The following is an 18,247-nucleotide window of genomic DNA, read 5'->3' as shown; positions in this document are numbered from 1 at the left end:
AGGGGATTTTAATTATACATGTATATTTTTCTATTTTTAAATTATTAATTCCCTATAAATAGATGAACCTTATGAGCTATGAATTTGCACGTTATCAATATATAGAATATTAACAATATTTTAAATATTAATATAATATGCATAAGACGTATAATATATGCGATTTATACCATATATTAATTATGAATATATGGTATAATATTATCAGAAAGATACTATTCTCTTTTATGTGCAAGGTTTAAAAAAGGGAGTTCAAAATGAAACGCTATCGCTATAACAAAATTAAAGAGATCGTGCAGTCCAAGGCGATTGAAACACAAGAGGAATTAGCTGCGGCTTTACTAGAAGAAGGTATTGAAGTTACACAAGCTACAGTTTCTCGTGATATTAAGGAATTAATGTTAATCAAAATTCCTACAGGCGATGGACATTATCGTTATGCATTATCTCCAGAGGAAAATGTAGTTTTATCTCGTAGTCGTATTAACCGACTATTCCAAGATTCTTTGATTAAGGTTGATCACAGTTTAAACCAAGTTGTATTACATACAATCCCTGGTTCTGCTCAATCTGTAGCATTTTCTATCGACCATGCAAAATGGACTGAAATTATTGGTACATTAGCAGGGGACGATACTATTTTGTTAATTGCAAAATCCGAAGCTGAAGTTCCAGCAATTTTAGCGAAAATTCAAGATTTAATGAAGGACTAATAATATGTTAACGCAAATGAGCATTCGCAACTTTGCGTTGATTGAGCAAATGAATATTTCATTTAATGATGGCATTACTATCTTTACCGGCGAAACTGGGGCAGGGAAATCCATTCTTATGGATGCCTTTAGTATCCTATTAGGAGAACGCGCAAGTAGCGAGTTTATTCGTCACGGTAAAGATAGTTTTGTTATTGATGGAATATTTGATATTGCTAATCACCAAAGTATTCAAGACCTATTAGAGTCTAAAAATATCATGATAGAAGAAGGCCAGTTAATTCTATCAAGATCTTTTAACCGTAATGGCAAATCTAGTATATTGGCTAATGATCAACCAATACCTTTAAAAGCTTTAAAGGAGATTGGTCAATACTTAGCAGATATTCACGGACAATATAGCAACCAACGTTTACTAAACGCTGATACACACCATGAATATTTAGATACTTTTAATAAAGAAGGAAAGGAAGCCTATAAAGCTTATACTGATGCGTATAAAATTTATAAGCAAGCAAAACAAGATGTAGATCATTTACAAGAAAATATGTCTGAGCGTGCTCGAGAGCTCGATATGTTAAGATATCAAATCGACGAAATCGAAGATGCTGGGTTAAGCATTGGTGAGGATATTTCTATTGCGGAAGAACTTAAGCGTCTAGATAGTTTTGAACATATTGATAAGGTATTAGGTTCTTGTTATGATGCCTTTTATAATGGCCGACAACCATTACTTGATACGATTAATTCGATTAAGGTAGAGGTTAATGATCTAGTAAAATATGACAGCGAGTTAAAAGAAGTCTCAGAAATGGTGGACTCTGCTTATTTCCAACTAGAAGAAGCTGCACAATCTTTAGATCGTTATAGGGATACTATCAGCTACGATGAAGAGCGTTATAAGTATTGCCAAGACCGAGATACCACAATTTATAGCTTAAAGAAAAAATATGGTGAAACCGTAGAAGATATTCTAGCATACGAAGAAAAGGCGCAATCTCGTTTAGAAGAACTAGAAGGCCTTGTATTTGCTCAAGATGAATTAGAAACACGTCTTGAAGAAGCAAAAAAGGTAGCAGAAGAAGCGTTAACAGTTTTACACGAGGTACGTCAAAAAAATGCAAAAGAGATTGCTACGGCCTTACATCAAGAATTAGTGGATCTAGGGATGCCCAAAGGGGATATTCAATTTCATATTGAAGAGGGGACTGAGTTATCCTCATTAGGTGCAAAGTCTATTGAAATGTTATTCTCTGCGAATAAAGGGGAACAGTTATTACCTCTACATAAAGTAGCATCTGGCGGTGAGTTAGCTCGCATTGCATTAGCCTTTAAATCAGTATTCCGCAGTGACGCTTTTAAAACGATGGTATTTGATGAAATTGACGTTGGTATCAGCGGTGATATAGCACTTAAGGTGGCAGAAAAAATACTTAATTTATCTAGAACAAATCAAGTATTTTGTATTACCCATTTGCCTCAAACTGCAAGTATTGCGAAACAACACTATCATCTATCTAAAATCGAGCAAGATGATCGTACAATCTCTACATTAGTAGTCTTAAATGAGGAAGAACGAGTAACTCAAATCGCGTCTATGATGTCTGGTAAGGAAATGTCTGCTACAGCACTTGCGGCGGCGAAAGAACTTATTGACCATTTTAATTGACTAAAATCGCATAATTACTTATACTAATAGTATTAAATGAATATGTTGATAGAGGTGCGAGTATTAAGAGTAATCATGAGGAGTAGGCATGCATTGATCCATGATAAAAGGGATGCTTGCCGAAGTTCGATGATTGCGACTCATCGTTCTGGTTGTCTATTTAATAGATAGACAACTGTCATCAATCTTGTATTGGTGGAGTGCTATCATTGAGCTTTTTGTAAGAGTATATATAGTTATATAATCTATAAGGCCAGTGGATGCATCCACTGGCTTTTTTGGAGGTATATATGATTCGAGTAATGGTAAATGGCGCTGGCGGCAAAATGGGTCGTGAAGTGGTCAAAGCAGTACATAACGATCCTGATTTAACATTAGTTGGTGGTATTGATCCGACTAAGGCAGGGGAAGATGTAGGCTCTGTAGCAGGAATCGAACAATTAGGTATCAAGATAAATGCCTCCATCGATGAGGTATTAGATACAAATAAACCTGCTGTGATTGTAGATTTCACTAATCCTGCAGTTATTTATGAAAACGCGAAGAAAATGTTATCCGCTGGTATTCATGTAGTCATCGGTACTACAGGATTGACCGCAGAACAACGTGATGAACTTGATACAATAGGTCGTTCCAATCAAGCGAATTGCTTAGTGGCGCCAAACTTTTCTCTTGGGGCGGTAATGATGATGAAAGTGTCTGCAGAGCTCGCTCCATATTTCCCTAATGTAGAAATTATAGAATTACATCATAATCACAAATACGATGCGCCTTCTGGCACAGCTATTTTAACAGCTAAATTGATTAACGATGCTAAACAAGCTGCTAAGGTAACTGCTGATGAGGATTTAACTCGTGAAAGCTTACCAGGTGCTCGTGGTGCTAAGGTTGACGATGTAACAATTCATAGTGTACGCCTTCCAGGTTATGTGGCTCATCAAGAAGTATTATTTGGTGGTTATGATGAAACATTAACCATACGTCATGATAGCTTAAGCCGTTTATCTTTTATGCCAGGCGTAGTATTAGCATGTAAAAAAATTAGTTCTAAAACTGGCTTAACATACGGTTTAGAACATTATTTATAATTTTTGTGCAAGGAGATGTATCAATGAAAAAACCTAATGTTGCTATTCTAGGTGCTACTGGTGCAGTAGGTGCTGAATTTATTACACTTATTGAAGAACGTAACTTTCCTTATGAAAACTTAAAACTATTAGCTTCCGCTCGTTCTGCAAGTACAGAACTTACTGTGAATGGTAAAACATATATTGTAGAAGAAGCAAAACCTGAATCTTTTGATAATATTGATATTGCGCTATTTGCAGGTGGCTCTATATCTAAAACATTAGCGCCTGAAGCCGCTAAACGCGGTGCTATTGTAATCGATAACTCTAGTGCATTCCGTATGGATCCTGAAGTTCCACTCGTAGTACCAGAAGTTAACCCAGAAGATATTTTGAAACATAAAGGTATCATTGCAAATCCTAACTGCTCTACAATTATCATGAGTTTAGGATTAAAACCTCTTCATGATCTCTCTCCAATTAAACGTGTAGTTGTAAGTACATACCAAGCTGTATCTGGGGCAGGTAAAGAAGGTATTGAAGAACTTGAAAATCAAGTAAAACAATATACTGTAGGCGAAGAAATGACAGCAAATCTGTTGCCAACTGGCTCTGCTCCTAAACACTATCCTGTAGCATTCAACTTATTGCCACAAATTGATGTGTTCTTAGAAAATGATTATACTAAAGAAGAAATGAAGATGGTTTACGAAACGCAAAAAATTCTTCATGACGAAACTATTCAAGTAGTTCCAACTACAGTTCGTGTTCCTGTATATCGCTCTCATTCTGAATCTGTCTTGGTAGAAACAGCAGAACCTGTATCTGTAGAGGCTTTCAAGGCGGCATGTGAAAAATTCCCTGGTTTACAAGTTAAAGATAATCCTGCTGAACAAATTTACCCTATGCCATTGTATACATCTAATCAAAACGACTGTGAAATAGGTCGTATTCGTAAAGACTTATACAATGACAACGGTATGAACTTCTGGATTGTAGGGGACCAAATTCGTAAAGGTGCAGCTCTTAACGCGTTGCAAATTGCTGAGTACTTGGTGGAAAAACAAGCATTTTAATCTATCAAGGGGAGGACATATATGAAAACCTTTGGTCGAGTGTTAACAGCTATGGTGACATCCTTTAATAATGATGGATCCGTAAATATTGAAAATTGTGTTGCTATCGCCAATCATCTGTTAGATAATGGCTCTGATGGTCTTGTAGTTTGTGGTACAACGGGTGAAAACCCAACTATGTCTAGAGACGAAAAATTAGCTTTATTTAATGCAATTGCAAAAGAATGTGGACATAAAGGTTCGATTATTGCCAATGTAGGTAGTAACGATACAATGGCTTCTGCAGAATTTGTAAAGGAAGTTTCTAACATCGATGGTATCGATGGTTTGCTAGTTGTAGTACCTTATTACAATAAACCGAACCAACAAGGTCAATATTTGCATTTTAAAACTATTGCAGAAGCTACTACATTACCAATCATGGTGTATAATGTACCAAGTCGTGTGGGGACAGGTATTTTCCCAACTACCTTAGTTCAACTACATAACGAATATCCACATATTTGTGCTATCAAAGAGGCAAGTGGTAATTTAATGATTGCTTCTGAAATTAAGCGTTTAATGCCTGGAGATGATTTCATGGTATATAGTGGGGACGATGGTCTTACATTACCGATGTTATCTATTGGAGGATGTGGAGTCGTATCTGTAGTATCTCATGTAGCAGGCAAAGATATGAATGCTATGATTCAAGCTTATGAATCTGGCCATAACTACGAAGCGATTCGTATTTATCAAGCTTTATCAGAAATTATAAAAGCGATGTTCATCACCACAAATCCGATTCCTGTTAAATATGCAGCCCGTAAAATTGGCTTACCTGTGGGAAAATTTAATTTACCAATGTGTGAACCAACGGCTGATGAAGCAGCATATATTGATAAAGCATTAGCAGAATATCTAAAATAAAATATCAGTATAAAATAAAAACCAGTAACTACATTGTAGCTACTGGTTTTTATTTTATACTACAATCTTACTGTTATTTTTGATTAGAGTGACATTATTTGTATTATATTAATTGTATTTTAATGTAAAAATTTATAATTATGGTATAATTTCTCTGGAGATAGTATTTTTAACTATACTCTAGTCTACTGTTAATTCATGATAAACAGACAAATTGTGAAAGTTCGAACCGACCAATATGGCGGGTACATTTAAAACACAAGGAGTTTAGCATGATACTAACAATGTTAAAAGGTAAAATTCACAGAGCTACTGTGACACAAGCAGAGCTTGATTATGTAGGGAGCATTACAATTGATACAGATTTATTGAATGCATCCGGAATACGAGAATATGAACAAGTTCAAATTGTAAATATTAATAATGGAGCACGTTTTAGTACATATACTATTGCCGGAGAAGCAGGTAGTGGTGTTATATGTTTAAATGGTGCTGCTGCACGACATGTGCAAGTACATGATAAGATAATTATCATGTGTTATGCACAGCTTGATGAAAGCGAAGTTGAGAGCCATAATCCTCTCGTTGTATTTGTAGATAATAATAACAAGATAAGTCATATAAAAAACTATGAGAAACATGGTTTATTAGTTGATCAAAAATAATTGTCATTGATCGAATTACAGTAGACTGTATAGGACTATCTTCGTATTTACAATATAACGGAGGAATATAATGGAATTTATAACAACTATCGAAAATGTACGGAATACAGTAAATAGCTGGAGAAAAGAAGGTTACACAATTGGTTTTGTACCAACCATGGGATTCTTACATGAAGGACATGCTGAATTAATAGATCAAGCTAGAAAAAATAACGATAAGGTCATTGTCTCTATATTTGTAAATCCTATTCAATTTGGAGAAAATGAAGACTTGAGTACTTACCCTCGTGATATTAATAGCGATAAAAAGTTATGTGAATCACATGGTGTCGATCTTATTTTTGCTCCAAATCCGGAGGAAATGTACCAAGATAAAAAGGCATTTGTAAACATTGCGGATTTATCTGATACATTGTGTGGTATTCGCAGACCAATTCACTTTAAAGGCGTTTGCACTGTGGTGGCAAAATTCTTTAATATTACTCAACCAACAAATGCGTATTTTGGTGAAAAAGATGCACAGCAATTAGCCATTATACGTAAAATGGTCTTTGATTTAAATTTTCCTGTCAATATTATTGGTGTTCCCATTGTTCGTGAAAAAGATGGTTTAGCAAAATCTTCGCGTAATACATATTTGTCTAGTGAAGAACGGAAAGCCGCTACCATATTGTATAAAGCTATTCAATTGGGAACACAAACTATACAATATGGTTGCTCTGCTAAATGTATCATTGATACTATGACAGACACTATACAAACCGAACCGCTTGCTAAAATAGATTATATTTCAGTTGTTGATGCTAAGACTATGCAACCTGTACAAGAGGTTACTGCCCCAGTATTAGTGGCTATAGCCATATATATTGGTTCTACACGACTTATTGATAACTTCTCATACGATCCAAATTAAGGAGAGAAGTTATGAATTATTTACTTACAGTCAACAACGTTCTTTCCAAATACTTGATTTTTATAATCCTAGGCTTTTCATGCATTGCCTATATAGTACCAGAATACTTTACTTGGGCAATCGCTTATACACCTTTTTTACTTGGTATAGCCATGTTTGGAATGGGGCTTACTATTAAGTTTGAAAGCTTATGTAGTATCTTTAGGCATCCAAAAGATATTTGTATTGGTGTACTTGCACAATATACGATAATGCCTCTATTAGCTTGGGGAATTTGCCATATATTCACATTATCACCAGATATTGTTATTGGTGTAATATTAGTAGGTTGTTGTCCCGGTGGGACAGCCAGTAATGTTATAACCTATATTGCCAATGGTGATGTCCCTTTATCTGTAGGAATGACAATTACTTCAACATTAATAGCTCCCATAGTTACACCATTATTAATCTTATATATCGGTGGTGCATGGGTAGATGTTCAAGTTCTACCTATGATGATTACTATGGTAAAAGTTATTATTGTGCCAATCTTATTGGGCGCAGTAATCCAATATGTATGTAAATCACATATCAATACTTTAACCAGCATTAGTCCGATCTTCTCAATGATTGCTATTATACTGTTAATAGCAGCCATTATTGCTATCAACAAAGATAAACTATTGATTTCTGGGCTTGAAACACTTATTGTTGTTGGTATACATAATATACTAGGTCTACTACTAGGATTAGGTGTAGGAGCACTGCTTAAATTAAGATATGATAAAACTACAGCGCTAGCAATAGAGGTGGGAATGCAAAATAGTGGTTTAGCCGTAACATTGGCAGCAACAAATTTTGCATTAAACCCATTAGCAACGCTAGTAGGGGCTATTTTTAGTGTATGGCATAATATATCAGGTGCTATTTTTGCTACTCTACGGAGAGAAAATAGTTTACATTAAAAATAAATTTTATACATGCAACAAAAAACGGCAACAATATGTTGCCGTTTTTTTGTTGCTTATATTCTATCTCGTACAAGACCGATTACAAGGCCCTCAATATGACAATCATCTACAATAATTGGATCAAAGTCATCATTTTCAGGTTGCAAACGAATGTGACCATTTTCTTTATAAAAACGTTTTACTGTAGCTTCATCATCAATGCGAGCAACAACAACATCACCGTTATTAGCAGTATTTTGATGCCTCACGATGAGCATATCACCTTCATACATACCGATATTCATCATAGATTCGCCTTGAACACGTAATAAGAAACAGTCAGAATCACCAGTCAATTGAACTGGCAATGTAAGTGTGGACTCTAGGTTTTCTACTGCAGTAATAGGCATACCTGCTTGTACAGTGCCGATAAGAGGTACTTGTTTAAGTCCAGCACCTAAAAACTCAAAGTTATCAGAGCTAGACGTTTCATTATCGGCTACTGAAATAGAAGGTTTAGTATCTTCTAATACAGTAATAGCACGATTTTTATTGGGATCACGTTTAATATAGCCAAATTTTTCTAGAGCATTTAAGTGAGATTGAACAGTAGAAGTAGAACTTAGGCCTACATGTGTACAGATTTCACGAACTGTAGGACAACGATATTCATTATGTAATGAATCTTTTATAAAGTCTAATATACGGCGCTGTTTTGTATTAATATCTGTAGCAGGGCGTCTCATGATAAACCTCCAAAGCCAATCTAAGGTCAAAATAGTATCAATATATCTATGAGTAAAAATTACCACATAATGTACTATATAATAAAAATATAAGATATTTACTTAACTTATATACCTATTATAGGCAATTTTAAAAGTTTTTGCAAACATTTGTTCTTAAATGCTTGACCGAACATTCGTTCGTGTGCTATTATAAACATGTAAACAAACAAATGTTCTCAGATATTATGTTCGATGTAAATGTGAGGTATGAGATGAAAAATATATTGATGATGTTAGGCATGTGTTTAACAGTATTATTTGGTTATAATATGTCAAATTCTGTAACAGAGGTAAATACACATAATAATGTACGTGAAGTAAAGGTTCAAGCAGGCGATACAATGTGGGATATTGCAGCACGCACAGCTCATAAAGATATGGATGTTCGTGAAATGGTATATGCTATGAAGGAACTTAACAATATTAGTGATTCTGGTGCGCTTGTACCTGGTACCGTTTTGAAAGTACCAGCAAATAAATCTGATAGTCCAGTTAGAGCTGTGGACTATATGGCTCAAAACTAAATATATATGGGTTAATCCCACGCAAAAAAGCAGCTACTCTAACAGAGATAGCTGCTTTTTGTTATCTAATGTATGTTATTAAACGATTTATAGTTATTGTCTAAATCAACTGATTTATAATTGTTATCTAAATCGCTTTTCAAAAATTGTAGAGATAGGATTATCTACAAACTTATTCGCTTCATTAATATAACGACGAACCATATTTACACTATGATGACGTGTTTGTCTCATAATATTACGTTCTTCAACGCCATAAGCTGCTGCAGTCGTTGCAAAGCCATGACGTAAACTATGGGCGCCATACATGGTCGGATCTAGACCAATAAGAGAAATATATTTTTTTACGATTTCTGAAATCATCTTATCGGATATAGCTGTTTTACGTAAAGACATATTTTTTGTAAACCCTCTAAATACAGGTCCCTCAGTAATACCAGAAGCACGTAACCATTGTTGTAAGGCTCGTACTGCATCTAACGGAGAACCAGATAAATGAGGAATTGCTACTACTGCACCTTGACCCTCTTGGTCGGCCTTAGAGGATGCTACAAAGATTTCAACACCTTGTGGTGAAAATAGAAGATTTTCTACTGTAATAGCCGCAATCTCACTGCGACGGAAGGCACCCATAAAGCCAATCAAAAGAATAGCTTTATCACGCAATAATTGAAGTTCCGGAACATCTAGCTTAGCCATACAGTCTATAATATCTTCAATATCTTCTAATAAAACTGGTGTTTTCCCTTGTTGAAACGTTCCTTTTAACCGTCTAATGCCACGTAAGGCCTGTTTTACAATAGGTGCCATACATGGATTATTTCTTTGACCAGAAGCATTAAAATTTTCAGATATAGCACTTATACGACGTGAAATTGTATTTGCCTTTGCATAATCTGCTAGATCGTTAATATAATTTACTATGGTTTCTGGTGTAGCTGGAAAATAAGATACCTTTTGATAGGTACACCAATCTACAAAATCGTCCCAATCCGATTCGTAAGCATCAAGAGTATTCTCGGCCTTAGATAACAATATGCTTTGTTTTGCTTTCATAGACAACTTTGTACTATTCATAAGCGCATCGTTATTGCGCAAATAGAAATGTTTTTGTTGTTTCTTAGACTTTGACATAATTCACCCTTACCCCTAAAATATCAATATAATTGTACCATAGATTAGATCTATATATGCTATAATTAGAGAATATAATAACTTATTCGGGAGAATTTACCAATACATGACGAAGAAATATATATTAGTAGGAACAGTCCTTGTTCTTTTAGGTACAACTGGCTGCTCATACATTCCAACAGAAAACATTTCTTATGGTGTATATTATAATGATACAGATCTATCAAATACACCAAAGAACAAATTACAAGCGCGTTTGCAAGAGTTGAACGATAAGATACCTCAGACTATATCTATCGATATGGGAAATAATAAAAAACAACAAGCTACATATCATGATTTAGGCATTCAATTCGATACAGAGGGTATGGTAAAAGCTATTTCTACATACGGCTATGAGGATGATATGTGGACAGTACTGTCACATAGATTTAATGGCTTATTTTATGGTTATCATTTTAAACCACAATATAAGTTAGACGAAGTAAAGGGGAAAACATATCTCACTGAGTTAGCAAAAACAATAGATACACCTGGTCATGATGCATATCTTACTGTTGAAAATGGACAAGTAGTAATACATCCCGCAAAAGAAGGTAAACGTATTGATATCGATGCCACCCTCAAAAAGCTGAAAGATGATTTACAATCTGGCGATAGTATAAATTCACTTTCTATGGTATTTACTACGCAGAATACAGTAAAAGTTACCGATACTGATCTAAAACCTTTAAATACTGTATTAGCATCTTTCACAACGGAGTATAATCCAGGTAATGAAAGCAGAACACATAATATCCAATTAGCTTCTGATAAGATAAATGGTACACTCATTAAGCCAGGCGCACAATTCTCCTTTAACGATGTTGTAGGCGAACGTACTGCAGAAGCTGGCTATGATGATGCACCTGTTATGATTGATGGCAAATTAGTTCCTGGCATTGGTGGCGGTATTTGCCAAGTAAGTTCTACTATTTTTAATACAGCTTTATTATCCGGAATGAATATTGTTGAACGAACTCCTCACTTTGAACCAGTTGGATATATTCAAGCTGGCAGAGATGCTACTGTAGCTTGGGGCTATTTAGATTTTAAGTTTAGAAATCCATATCAGCATTCTATTTATATCTTAAGCGTTATGAATAATGGAACCTTAACTATTTATATTATTGGTACAGCTCAAAATAAACCAAAAAATGTATCTATCTCTGTAGGCGATTACAGTGAGATTCCTAATAAAACAATAACTAAGGTAGATCCATCTTTAAAAGAAAAAGAGGTACAAGAAGGACATGTAGGCTTGAAAATGAATACATATAGAACCATTACATATGGCAACTGGGTTACTCAAACCGATTCCTTTGAGTCTGTATATGACCCAGTAGATACAATTATTACAATGCCTACTACATCTGAAGCAGCAGTAAAAAAAGGTGACAAAAAGAAAACATAATTATAGTTTTTATGAAATATAGCCTAAACTATTGACCATTAGATATAAATAGTTTAGGCTATAATTTGGGCTGTAAATGAGAAATCATTATAGACGTAAATAAATTAGTATAGATTAATTATTAAAATAAAAAGCATAAGATATTCTCAATAATTATCATTTAGATGAGAGTAGAATAGAAGAGGAATTTATGGACACAATTTTACAATTTGATCACTCTTTAATCTTCTATGTACATGAACATTTTGTATATAGTTTTTTAACACCAATTATGGCATTTATTTCAAAAATCACAAGTAATGGCGCATTATGGATTATAATAGCCTTATTATTAATGCTACAAAAAAAATATCGCGTTTTAGGCGTGGCAATTATTATTGCTTTAGGATTTGTATTTATAATTGGCGACCAAGGTTTAAAACCAAATGTAGCGAGATTAAGACCATTTGTTGATTTTCCAAATGTAACGGTGCCGTTAGAATCTGCACTACCAAAAGCTACAAGCTATTCATTCCCATCAGGTCATAGTTTTGGTTCATTTGCATCATCTATGACCATTTACCTAGGCTTAACTCAAATAGCGCCTCAGAAGCGATATTTAGGGATTTTAGCATTGTTAGGTTCAATAGTAGTAGCGTTCTCTAGAGTTTACTTATTTGCGCATTATCCAACAGATGTATTAACAGGTTTAGTATTAGGGATCATCGTAGGATTTATTGCCTGGAAGTTAGCAAGAATTGGTTGGAACTGGTGGACTAACCGTCATAATGATGTAGAATACGAACCATACACATTTAAACGTAAATAAGCAAAAAACTTGATGAAATAAAGGATTGGGCCATTTAGGCCCAATTTTCTTATATAAATTACTTCCGATAATATATCGTTATCGGAAGTAATTTGTGTTCAAAACAAAAACTAGCCTATAAGTCTATAAGCTAGTTTATTTTAGTTAATCAAAATAATCAGTAAAAAATTAATTATTTATCATATGAATCTATTTCTTTTATATATTCCGCTAACTCAGGTTCATCAATAGTAACTTTATCAAACTTAGGTTCAATAATTATATTACCGTTATAATCCATTAGGCCATATTTCCCTTTAGATTTATAAACAAATAAAGCTTTATAAAATGATGTTATATCGTCATCATAATGTGGTAATTTAAATAATTTATAACCTGAGTTTGTATCAATTACATATTTTATTTTATCATAAGTTGCTGTAGTAACTTTATTTAATACATAATTAGGCTTTGATGTATCTATACTATCAAAAACATCAGCATAAAATACACCTGAACTAGCATTAAAAATACTATTACCATATGAATCTTTCAAAATAAAGCTACGATCACTTAATCTTTCATAAGAATAGTTATTCGTAGCAACTATAGTTTGATCTAATGAGTCTACAATACCATACCTATTATTTTCATCAGTCACAACAAAGTACTTAAACTCTTTACCTAAATGTTTTATAGATTTATATTTAGGAGGAATAACGATTATATTATCCTTTGTCTTCATACCATATAAAGTATTACCTTTATCATCTACTTCTGAAAATAAATCATAAACATCTGATGGAGCTCTACTATAAAAATTCTCATCAGAATATGAATCACCTCCCGCACCATCATTATTACGTATTTCTATATAATCATTACTGTTAATAAGGTCTATAGCTTCATCAACACTAAGTAAAACACCATTTTCTGTAAGATATTTTGTATAATCATCTATAGTATATAATTTATAAAGATATTTTTTATCTTTTCTAGACCAATATTTGGTAATACTCTCTTTGATACTTCTAATAGGACTATCAATAATTGGATTGCCGCTTACTCTATTATATACATACCAATATTCTCCTTTTTTACCTAATATTATAGTATCACTTAAATCATCATAATCAGTAATAACATCATTAATAGCATATGTACCATCTAAGTTTAATAATTTAAAGCCCCCATTAGTGAAAGCTTTAGCAAATTTATAATAGAACTCATATTCATACCCTACTGGTAAATAGGCTAGTTCAACTAAATTTACATATCGTTTTTGACCATTTTCATAAAATGATCCATATACATAGTTATTATTATATCCTTTTATATACTCCACATGTAAGTTATCATATGGGCCCAATATCCATTGTCCTTTTTCATCAACAATGGTATTGCCAGTTTGGGATTCTAATGTAATATATTCTTTTGCAGCTATTATATTACATGCAACCAATGCTATTGCAAAGCTTAATATAAACTTTCTCATAAAGCACTCCATTACACAACACATCAATAGTTGATTTCATATTAACATATTTATATTCTTTAAATAAACTATACTTTTCATATTCTTAATTATTCTATATGCCAATAAAGTATTATTATTACATAAAATTTATATTGAATTTTTTAGAATCAGATTGTAAAATAGTAATATAAATTATCTGATTTACTCATACTCTTATGGAGGAATTTTATGTGCTGGTGTGATATTGTAAGTAAAGCCAAAATTGGCGGTTTAAAACATTTAGGAAATGGCATGGAGAGTTCTTTAAGATTTCTTGCTGAAATGGTTGTTGGTTTAAGTATTATTCGCGTGTTAGTTAACTGGGTTTTTGGTATCTAATTTCTCAGATGAATATAAACATATTAATAGGCGCTTAGTTATCTAAGCGCCTTATTTTTATATATTTTGATTTATAAAATTAGTTCCTTAACTATACACCCAGTGTATTATTCATATGCTTCGCTACAATCAATGTATTCCATAATAATTTGACAGATTTGACCATCTTTATCAAATGCCCAGTATACTGGATATAAACCATCACCAAATCCAGATTGAATCATCGGTACTGTCAATTCTGTATCAGGAATTGTAAAGTTAATCCAATCACCTTTAGAACGTTGGTATTGTGGATAGGCCATAGCATTTAATTGGAATAAATCACTATAATAGTCATCGTATATATTTTTTTCAGGATAGTTTATATGCCATTGTTCATAAAACTTATTATATGTTTCAATTGTTTGTGCATCTACAATTGTAGCTAAACCCGAATCTACAGTAAATCCAATATAGGTATCTCCATCATCTAAATCGGTTAAGTCCTCTGTCCCTTTTAATGCTAATTCATAGTATACAGGCTCATTGCCACTAAAAACAACTCGACTAGCTACATAACGATACTCATTTGGTTCCATTTCAATTATCTTAGTCTCTAACAAATACGTACCTGGTGTTACCTGTCTAAGATATGTATCTGGTTTGCTTGGCAATGTTACTAGAGGATCACAACACGTAATATAACCTGTTGGAAAATTTACCGTCCACATAGGTAATGTGTGTAACGGAAATCCTTTTAACTCCTTTCGGTTAAATAAATCGTGATATGGTACGGTAGGTTTTAATTTACCTTCAGAACCTAATCTGTTAAAGGTTTGAATCCATTCGCTAGTTAATTTAGATTGTTCCATATTACTCCTCGGCTTCGTATTTACAATGAATATATTCGCCTTCTAATACTTCATAGGCTGCGGTTTTACGAATAATTTGCTTCACTAAGGTATCTAGTTTTGAACCATTAGAATAGTCTGCAGGTGCATAATAACGGATACGATGATGACGCATAATCTTATATACCTTTTCTTTATCCTTCTTAAATGGATCATAAACACCTATAGAATGACCTCCATTAGCGTTCACAAGACTCATACAAGGAATATCTGTATCGCTATCCCCAATATAAATCATGTTACGGAACGGCACACGTTGATTTTCAGGCTTAATGTAATCATTAACACCAGTATCATTAATATCGAGAATTCCTTTTTGAATGCGGAACAAAAATTGTGTCTTATTCGTATAGTTAATGGCTTGTGCGGGCCAAACAGCTACACCTTTATCATCGAACATAAATGCACTGGCATAGATTTTGGTGAAAGCCCCCTCTTTTGCCATTTCAGTGCCTTCGATCATTTCTTTTAAGCCAGACGAAATAATATAATGTTCAATCTTAACGCCTTGTTCTAAGCCATATTGACAAATGCGTTCAAACCAAGTCCGTACCCCTTCGTATAATTCTACTTGATTGCCGTATTCCATGAGCTTATCTTTTGTTACATAGAAATGGCCTACTGCTTCTTGAATCATTTTGTACATATAGGCTAAGTTATTATCCATATCATGTTTTTTAGCCAATTGATTTGATTCATGCCAAAATTGTTTGATTTGCTCTTCGTTATAGCCTACCGATTGAATAAAACCTTGTGCCTGCATATCGTCAGGGGTTAATGTCTTATCAAAGTCATAACACATTGCTAACACGGGCATAGACGAGTCAGGTGATAGTAAATTATCTTTACTATCTTTCTTATACGTTATCATAAATGCACCTCCTTTTAAACTAAACAAAAAATACATTTACACTCTCTTATATTCCTGAGATACCTGCTTGACAACCCCTTTGGTATCTATTTTACACGATAAGTCAATTCATTTATTTTAGTAATTCCTCGTAATTCTCTCTAAAATAAGCTATCCTGTGTTACAGTTTCGTTTATAATCCAGCTCTTTTCCGTACTTTCTTTAATAATTTCTCTTTTTGAAAGTCTTCCAATAAGTAAACTAGAATTTGGATCATGATGTAAACGATTATATCGAACCACCGCTCGATTAGTATTAGCATAACAATAACGACAAAAGTGGCTACAGCTATCGTAGGCACCAATATCACCATGTAAATAACAATTACATTCTGGTCGTGCTGGCGCGCGTTTAGGTGCTTTTAATTTTATATTCCAGGCACTTTCATAACAATCTAAGGTTAAACACCCCTCTGTATCAGCACCAAGCTCTTTAAAGATAACTCCTTCTCCACAGGTTTTAAGATTCATATGATTGGAATGAGCTATGGAAACAAATTCTTTAATGATCTTAGTTTGAATATCTAAACTTGGTCTATATCCTTCTGGAAAATTCTGAACCACCTTATCAAATATATCTAAAAAGCTAACAACAACTGTATCTGTATAACCTTTAAGGGCTTGAGCCATTTTGTAAAAGCTTTCACAATGAAAATCAACGGTATATTCATTAGTTAAAATGATAGGATCATAGCGCCACACCATAGATTGAGAATTAAGCTGTTTAGAAATATGTTTAAATCCTTCTATAACAGACGCATAAGTTGGCACGTAGGGTTCAATATCGGTTCCATAAGGCGTTATAGTCATATGCCAGTATTGTCTGTAATCAACAATTTCATTTAGTAGTGGAATAAACGGTAAAGGATTCTTTGTACAGAATGCAATACCATCTACCACCTCTTGATTAATTGGATACCGTGTCACCTGTAGGGGATTATAAGGGTTACGAACATCTACAAATCCTTCACGTATACGATTGATTAGCCATTGCCCATAAAAAGCAGGAATATCTGTACGTTGTCCAGTCTGTAATATCATAGCCCCTGCCCTTTCAGTAAAATAAAAACATAGGAGTATTATATCATATCTAATAGTAAGTATTTATGGAGTTAATGTGATTTTTGCTGTATAGTTCATTATTATTTTATGGTACTATACATACTATAGAATATGAGGAGAACTAAATTATGAATGATACTTTTGAACGCAACCATCCTATGAAGGATGATAAAGAATTTATTACAGCCTATTGGGCAGATCGATCTCACGATTTTGGCGCTTTACGTGCAAAAGAATTAGAAAGTCCCAAACTAAAATTATGGAGAGAAGAATTAACTTGTCATATATTTGATTCTGATAGATCTTTACGAATATTGGATATTGGATGTGGAGCCGGCTTTTTTAGTATTATACTATCTCAGCTTGGTCATACAGTGCATGGCATTGATATTACACCTAATATGATAGATGAGGCAAATCAACTAGCAGAGTCCCTCGATTGTGATGCAACCTTTTCTGTGATGGATGCAGAGAATCTAGGATTTGATACTAATACCTTTGATATCGTTGTGGCCAGAAATGTAACGTGGAATTTACCCCATCCTGACAAAGCCTATGCCGAATGGTTTCGCGTCATTCGCCCAGGCGGTTTGATTTTAAACTATGATGCGGAACATGCTCGTAATCATCATAATGTACCACAATCTGTTCATCATGCCCATGAACATGTAAGCAACGAATTAAAAGAACGGTGTCATACCATTTATCATATGCTCGACATTTCGTCTTATACACGACCTCAATGGGATAAAGAACTACTTACTAAATTAGGTGCTAGTTCTGTTACCATTGATCTAACTGTAGGTCCGCGTATTTACAATGAGGAAGACGAGTTTTATATTCCTGTACCCATGTTCTTGGTGAAAGCAATTAAATAAATCTATATAATATATAACACAAA

At 33.8% G+C, this 18,247-nt stretch carries 19 protein-coding genes and 1 riboswitch; of the genes, 13 read left to right on the top strand and 6 right to left on the bottom strand.

Annotated elements, in window-relative coordinates; translation table 11 throughout:
- Nucleotides 1-257: 257 nt before the first annotated feature.
- The 8 genes from argR to AAAT26_RS02255 all read left to right on the top strand — a co-directional run bounded on the left by argR (nucleotide 258) and on the right by AAAT26_RS02255 (nucleotide 7,959).
- Complete coding sequence (argR, locus tag AAAT26_RS02290) at nucleotides 258-713, top strand: arginine repressor (RefSeq protein WP_004695825.1); 456 nt, start codon at nucleotides 258-260, stop codon at nucleotides 711-713.
- A 4-nt stretch (nucleotides 714-717) separates the two neighbouring features.
- Entirely contained in the window at nucleotides 718-2,382 is a 1,665-nt protein-coding gene (gene recN / locus AAAT26_RS02285; RefSeq protein ID WP_195394801.1) for a DNA repair protein RecN, read from the top strand.
- Between the two features lie 41 nt (nucleotides 2,383-2,423).
- Nucleotides 2,424-2,596, top strand: a riboswitch (Lysine riboswitch).
- 76 nt (nucleotides 2,597-2,672) lie between these two features.
- Nucleotides 2,673-3,470: a 4-hydroxy-tetrahydrodipicolinate reductase gene (dapB, locus tag AAAT26_RS02280; RefSeq protein ID WP_021148150.1), complete on the top strand. Its 798-nt coding sequence runs from the start codon at nucleotides 2,673-2,675 to the stop codon at nucleotides 3,468-3,470.
- 23 nt (nucleotides 3,471-3,493) lie between these two features.
- The gene (locus AAAT26_RS02275; protein ID WP_349208796.1) at nucleotides 3,494-4,525 is read left to right on the top strand and encodes an aspartate-semialdehyde dehydrogenase; all 1,032 of its coding nucleotides are present in this window, start codon (nucleotides 3,494-3,496) and stop codon (nucleotides 4,523-4,525) included.
- Between the two features lie 21 nt (nucleotides 4,526-4,546).
- Nucleotides 4,547-5,434, top strand: a complete 888-nt coding sequence (gene dapA / locus AAAT26_RS02270) for a 4-hydroxy-tetrahydrodipicolinate synthase (protein ID WP_008600945.1) — start codon at nucleotides 4,547-4,549, stop codon at nucleotides 5,432-5,434.
- A 272-nt stretch (nucleotides 5,435-5,706) separates the two neighbouring features.
- Nucleotides 5,707-6,099, top strand: a complete 393-nt coding sequence (gene panD / locus AAAT26_RS02265; RefSeq protein ID WP_004695834.1) for an aspartate 1-decarboxylase — start codon at nucleotides 5,707-5,709, stop codon at nucleotides 6,097-6,099.
- Between the two features lie 70 nt (nucleotides 6,100-6,169).
- A complete protein-coding gene (gene panC, locus AAAT26_RS02260; RefSeq protein WP_349208795.1) occupies nucleotides 6,170-7,012 on the top strand; it encodes a pantoate--beta-alanine ligase in 843 nt (280 codons plus the stop codon).
- A gap of 11 nt (nucleotides 7,013-7,023) precedes the next feature.
- Nucleotides 7,024-7,959 carry a bile acid:sodium symporter family protein gene (locus AAAT26_RS02255; protein WP_004695838.1) on the top strand — a complete coding sequence of 312 codons (936 nt, stop codon included), beginning with the start codon at nucleotides 7,024-7,026 and terminating at the stop codon, nucleotides 7,957-7,959.
- Nucleotides 7,960-8,018: 59 nt separating this feature from the next.
- On the opposite strand, the gene lexA is transcribed toward AAAT26_RS02255, so the two are convergent.
- Complete coding sequence (gene lexA, locus AAAT26_RS02250) at nucleotides 8,019-8,690, bottom strand: transcriptional repressor LexA (RefSeq protein ID WP_004695840.1); 672 nt, start codon at nucleotides 8,688-8,690, stop codon at nucleotides 8,019-8,021.
- A gap of 254 nt (nucleotides 8,691-8,944) precedes the next feature.
- Here lexA and AAAT26_RS02245 point away from each other — a divergent pair, with 254 nt between their 5' ends.
- A complete protein-coding gene (locus tag AAAT26_RS02245; RefSeq protein ID WP_349208794.1) occupies nucleotides 8,945-9,256 on the top strand; it encodes a LysM peptidoglycan-binding domain-containing protein in 312 nt (103 codons plus the stop codon).
- A gap of 123 nt (nucleotides 9,257-9,379) precedes the next feature.
- On the opposite strand, the gene AAAT26_RS02240 is transcribed toward AAAT26_RS02245, so the two are convergent.
- Nucleotides 9,380-10,390 carry a site-specific integrase gene (locus AAAT26_RS02240; protein ID WP_349208793.1) on the bottom strand — a complete coding sequence of 337 codons (1,011 nt, stop codon included), beginning with the start codon at nucleotides 10,388-10,390 and terminating at the stop codon, nucleotides 9,380-9,382.
- A gap of 106 nt (nucleotides 10,391-10,496) precedes the next feature.
- Here AAAT26_RS02240 and AAAT26_RS02235 point away from each other — a divergent pair, with 106 nt between their 5' ends.
- Both AAAT26_RS02235 and AAAT26_RS02230 read left to right on the top strand, forming a co-directional pair.
- Nucleotides 10,497-11,843 carry a VanW family protein gene (locus AAAT26_RS02235; protein WP_279009113.1) on the top strand — a complete coding sequence of 449 codons (1,347 nt, stop codon included), beginning with the start codon at nucleotides 10,497-10,499 and terminating at the stop codon, nucleotides 11,841-11,843.
- Between the two features lie 190 nt (nucleotides 11,844-12,033).
- Nucleotides 12,034-12,651 (top strand): phosphatase PAP2 family protein, encoded by a 618-nt coding sequence (locus AAAT26_RS02230; RefSeq protein WP_004695848.1) that lies wholly within the window; start codon nucleotides 12,034-12,036, stop codon nucleotides 12,649-12,651.
- A 172-nt stretch (nucleotides 12,652-12,823) separates the two neighbouring features.
- Here the strand turns inward: AAAT26_RS02230 and AAAT26_RS02225 are convergent, their stop codons facing one another.
- A complete protein-coding gene (locus tag AAAT26_RS02225; protein ID WP_004697133.1) occupies nucleotides 12,824-14,125 on the bottom strand; it encodes a WG repeat-containing protein in 1,302 nt (433 codons plus the stop codon).
- Nucleotides 14,126-14,335: 210 nt separating this feature from the next.
- On the opposite strand from AAAT26_RS02225, the gene AAAT26_RS02220 reads away from it, so the two are divergent.
- Nucleotides 14,336-14,485 (top strand): hypothetical protein, encoded by a 150-nt coding sequence (locus AAAT26_RS02220; protein WP_004695850.1) that lies wholly within the window; start codon nucleotides 14,336-14,338, stop codon nucleotides 14,483-14,485.
- A gap of 107 nt (nucleotides 14,486-14,592) precedes the next feature.
- Here AAAT26_RS02220 and AAAT26_RS02215 read toward each other — a convergent pair whose 3' ends face one another.
- From AAAT26_RS02215 to AAAT26_RS02205, 3 genes are all read right to left on the bottom strand, one after another.
- Nucleotides 14,593-15,336 (bottom strand): DUF4241 domain-containing protein, encoded by a 744-nt coding sequence (locus AAAT26_RS02215; protein WP_349208792.1) that lies wholly within the window; start codon nucleotides 15,334-15,336, stop codon nucleotides 14,593-14,595.
- A 1-nt stretch (nucleotide 15,337) separates the two neighbouring features.
- Nucleotides 15,338-16,246, bottom strand: a complete 909-nt coding sequence (locus AAAT26_RS02210) for an HAD family hydrolase (protein WP_349208791.1) — start codon at nucleotides 16,244-16,246, stop codon at nucleotides 15,338-15,340.
- 140 nt (nucleotides 16,247-16,386) lie between these two features.
- Nucleotides 16,387-17,325 (bottom strand): DUF1848 domain-containing protein, encoded by a 939-nt coding sequence (locus AAAT26_RS02205; protein WP_004697023.1) that lies wholly within the window; start codon nucleotides 17,323-17,325, stop codon nucleotides 16,387-16,389.
- 149 nt (nucleotides 17,326-17,474) lie between these two features.
- Between AAAT26_RS02205 and AAAT26_RS02200 the strand changes: the two genes are divergently transcribed.
- Nucleotides 17,475-18,224: a class I SAM-dependent methyltransferase gene (locus tag AAAT26_RS02200; RefSeq protein WP_004697068.1), complete on the top strand. Its 750-nt coding sequence runs from the start codon at nucleotides 17,475-17,477 to the stop codon at nucleotides 18,222-18,224.
- The last annotated feature ends 23 nt before the right edge of the window (nucleotides 18,225-18,247 follow it).

The organism is Veillonella parvula, from assembly GCF_040094895.1.
GTDB classification, from domain to species: Bacteria; Bacillota; Negativicutes; order Veillonellales; family Veillonellaceae; genus Veillonella; species Veillonella parvula_L.
This window is presented reverse-complemented; position numbering and strand designations above follow the sequence as displayed.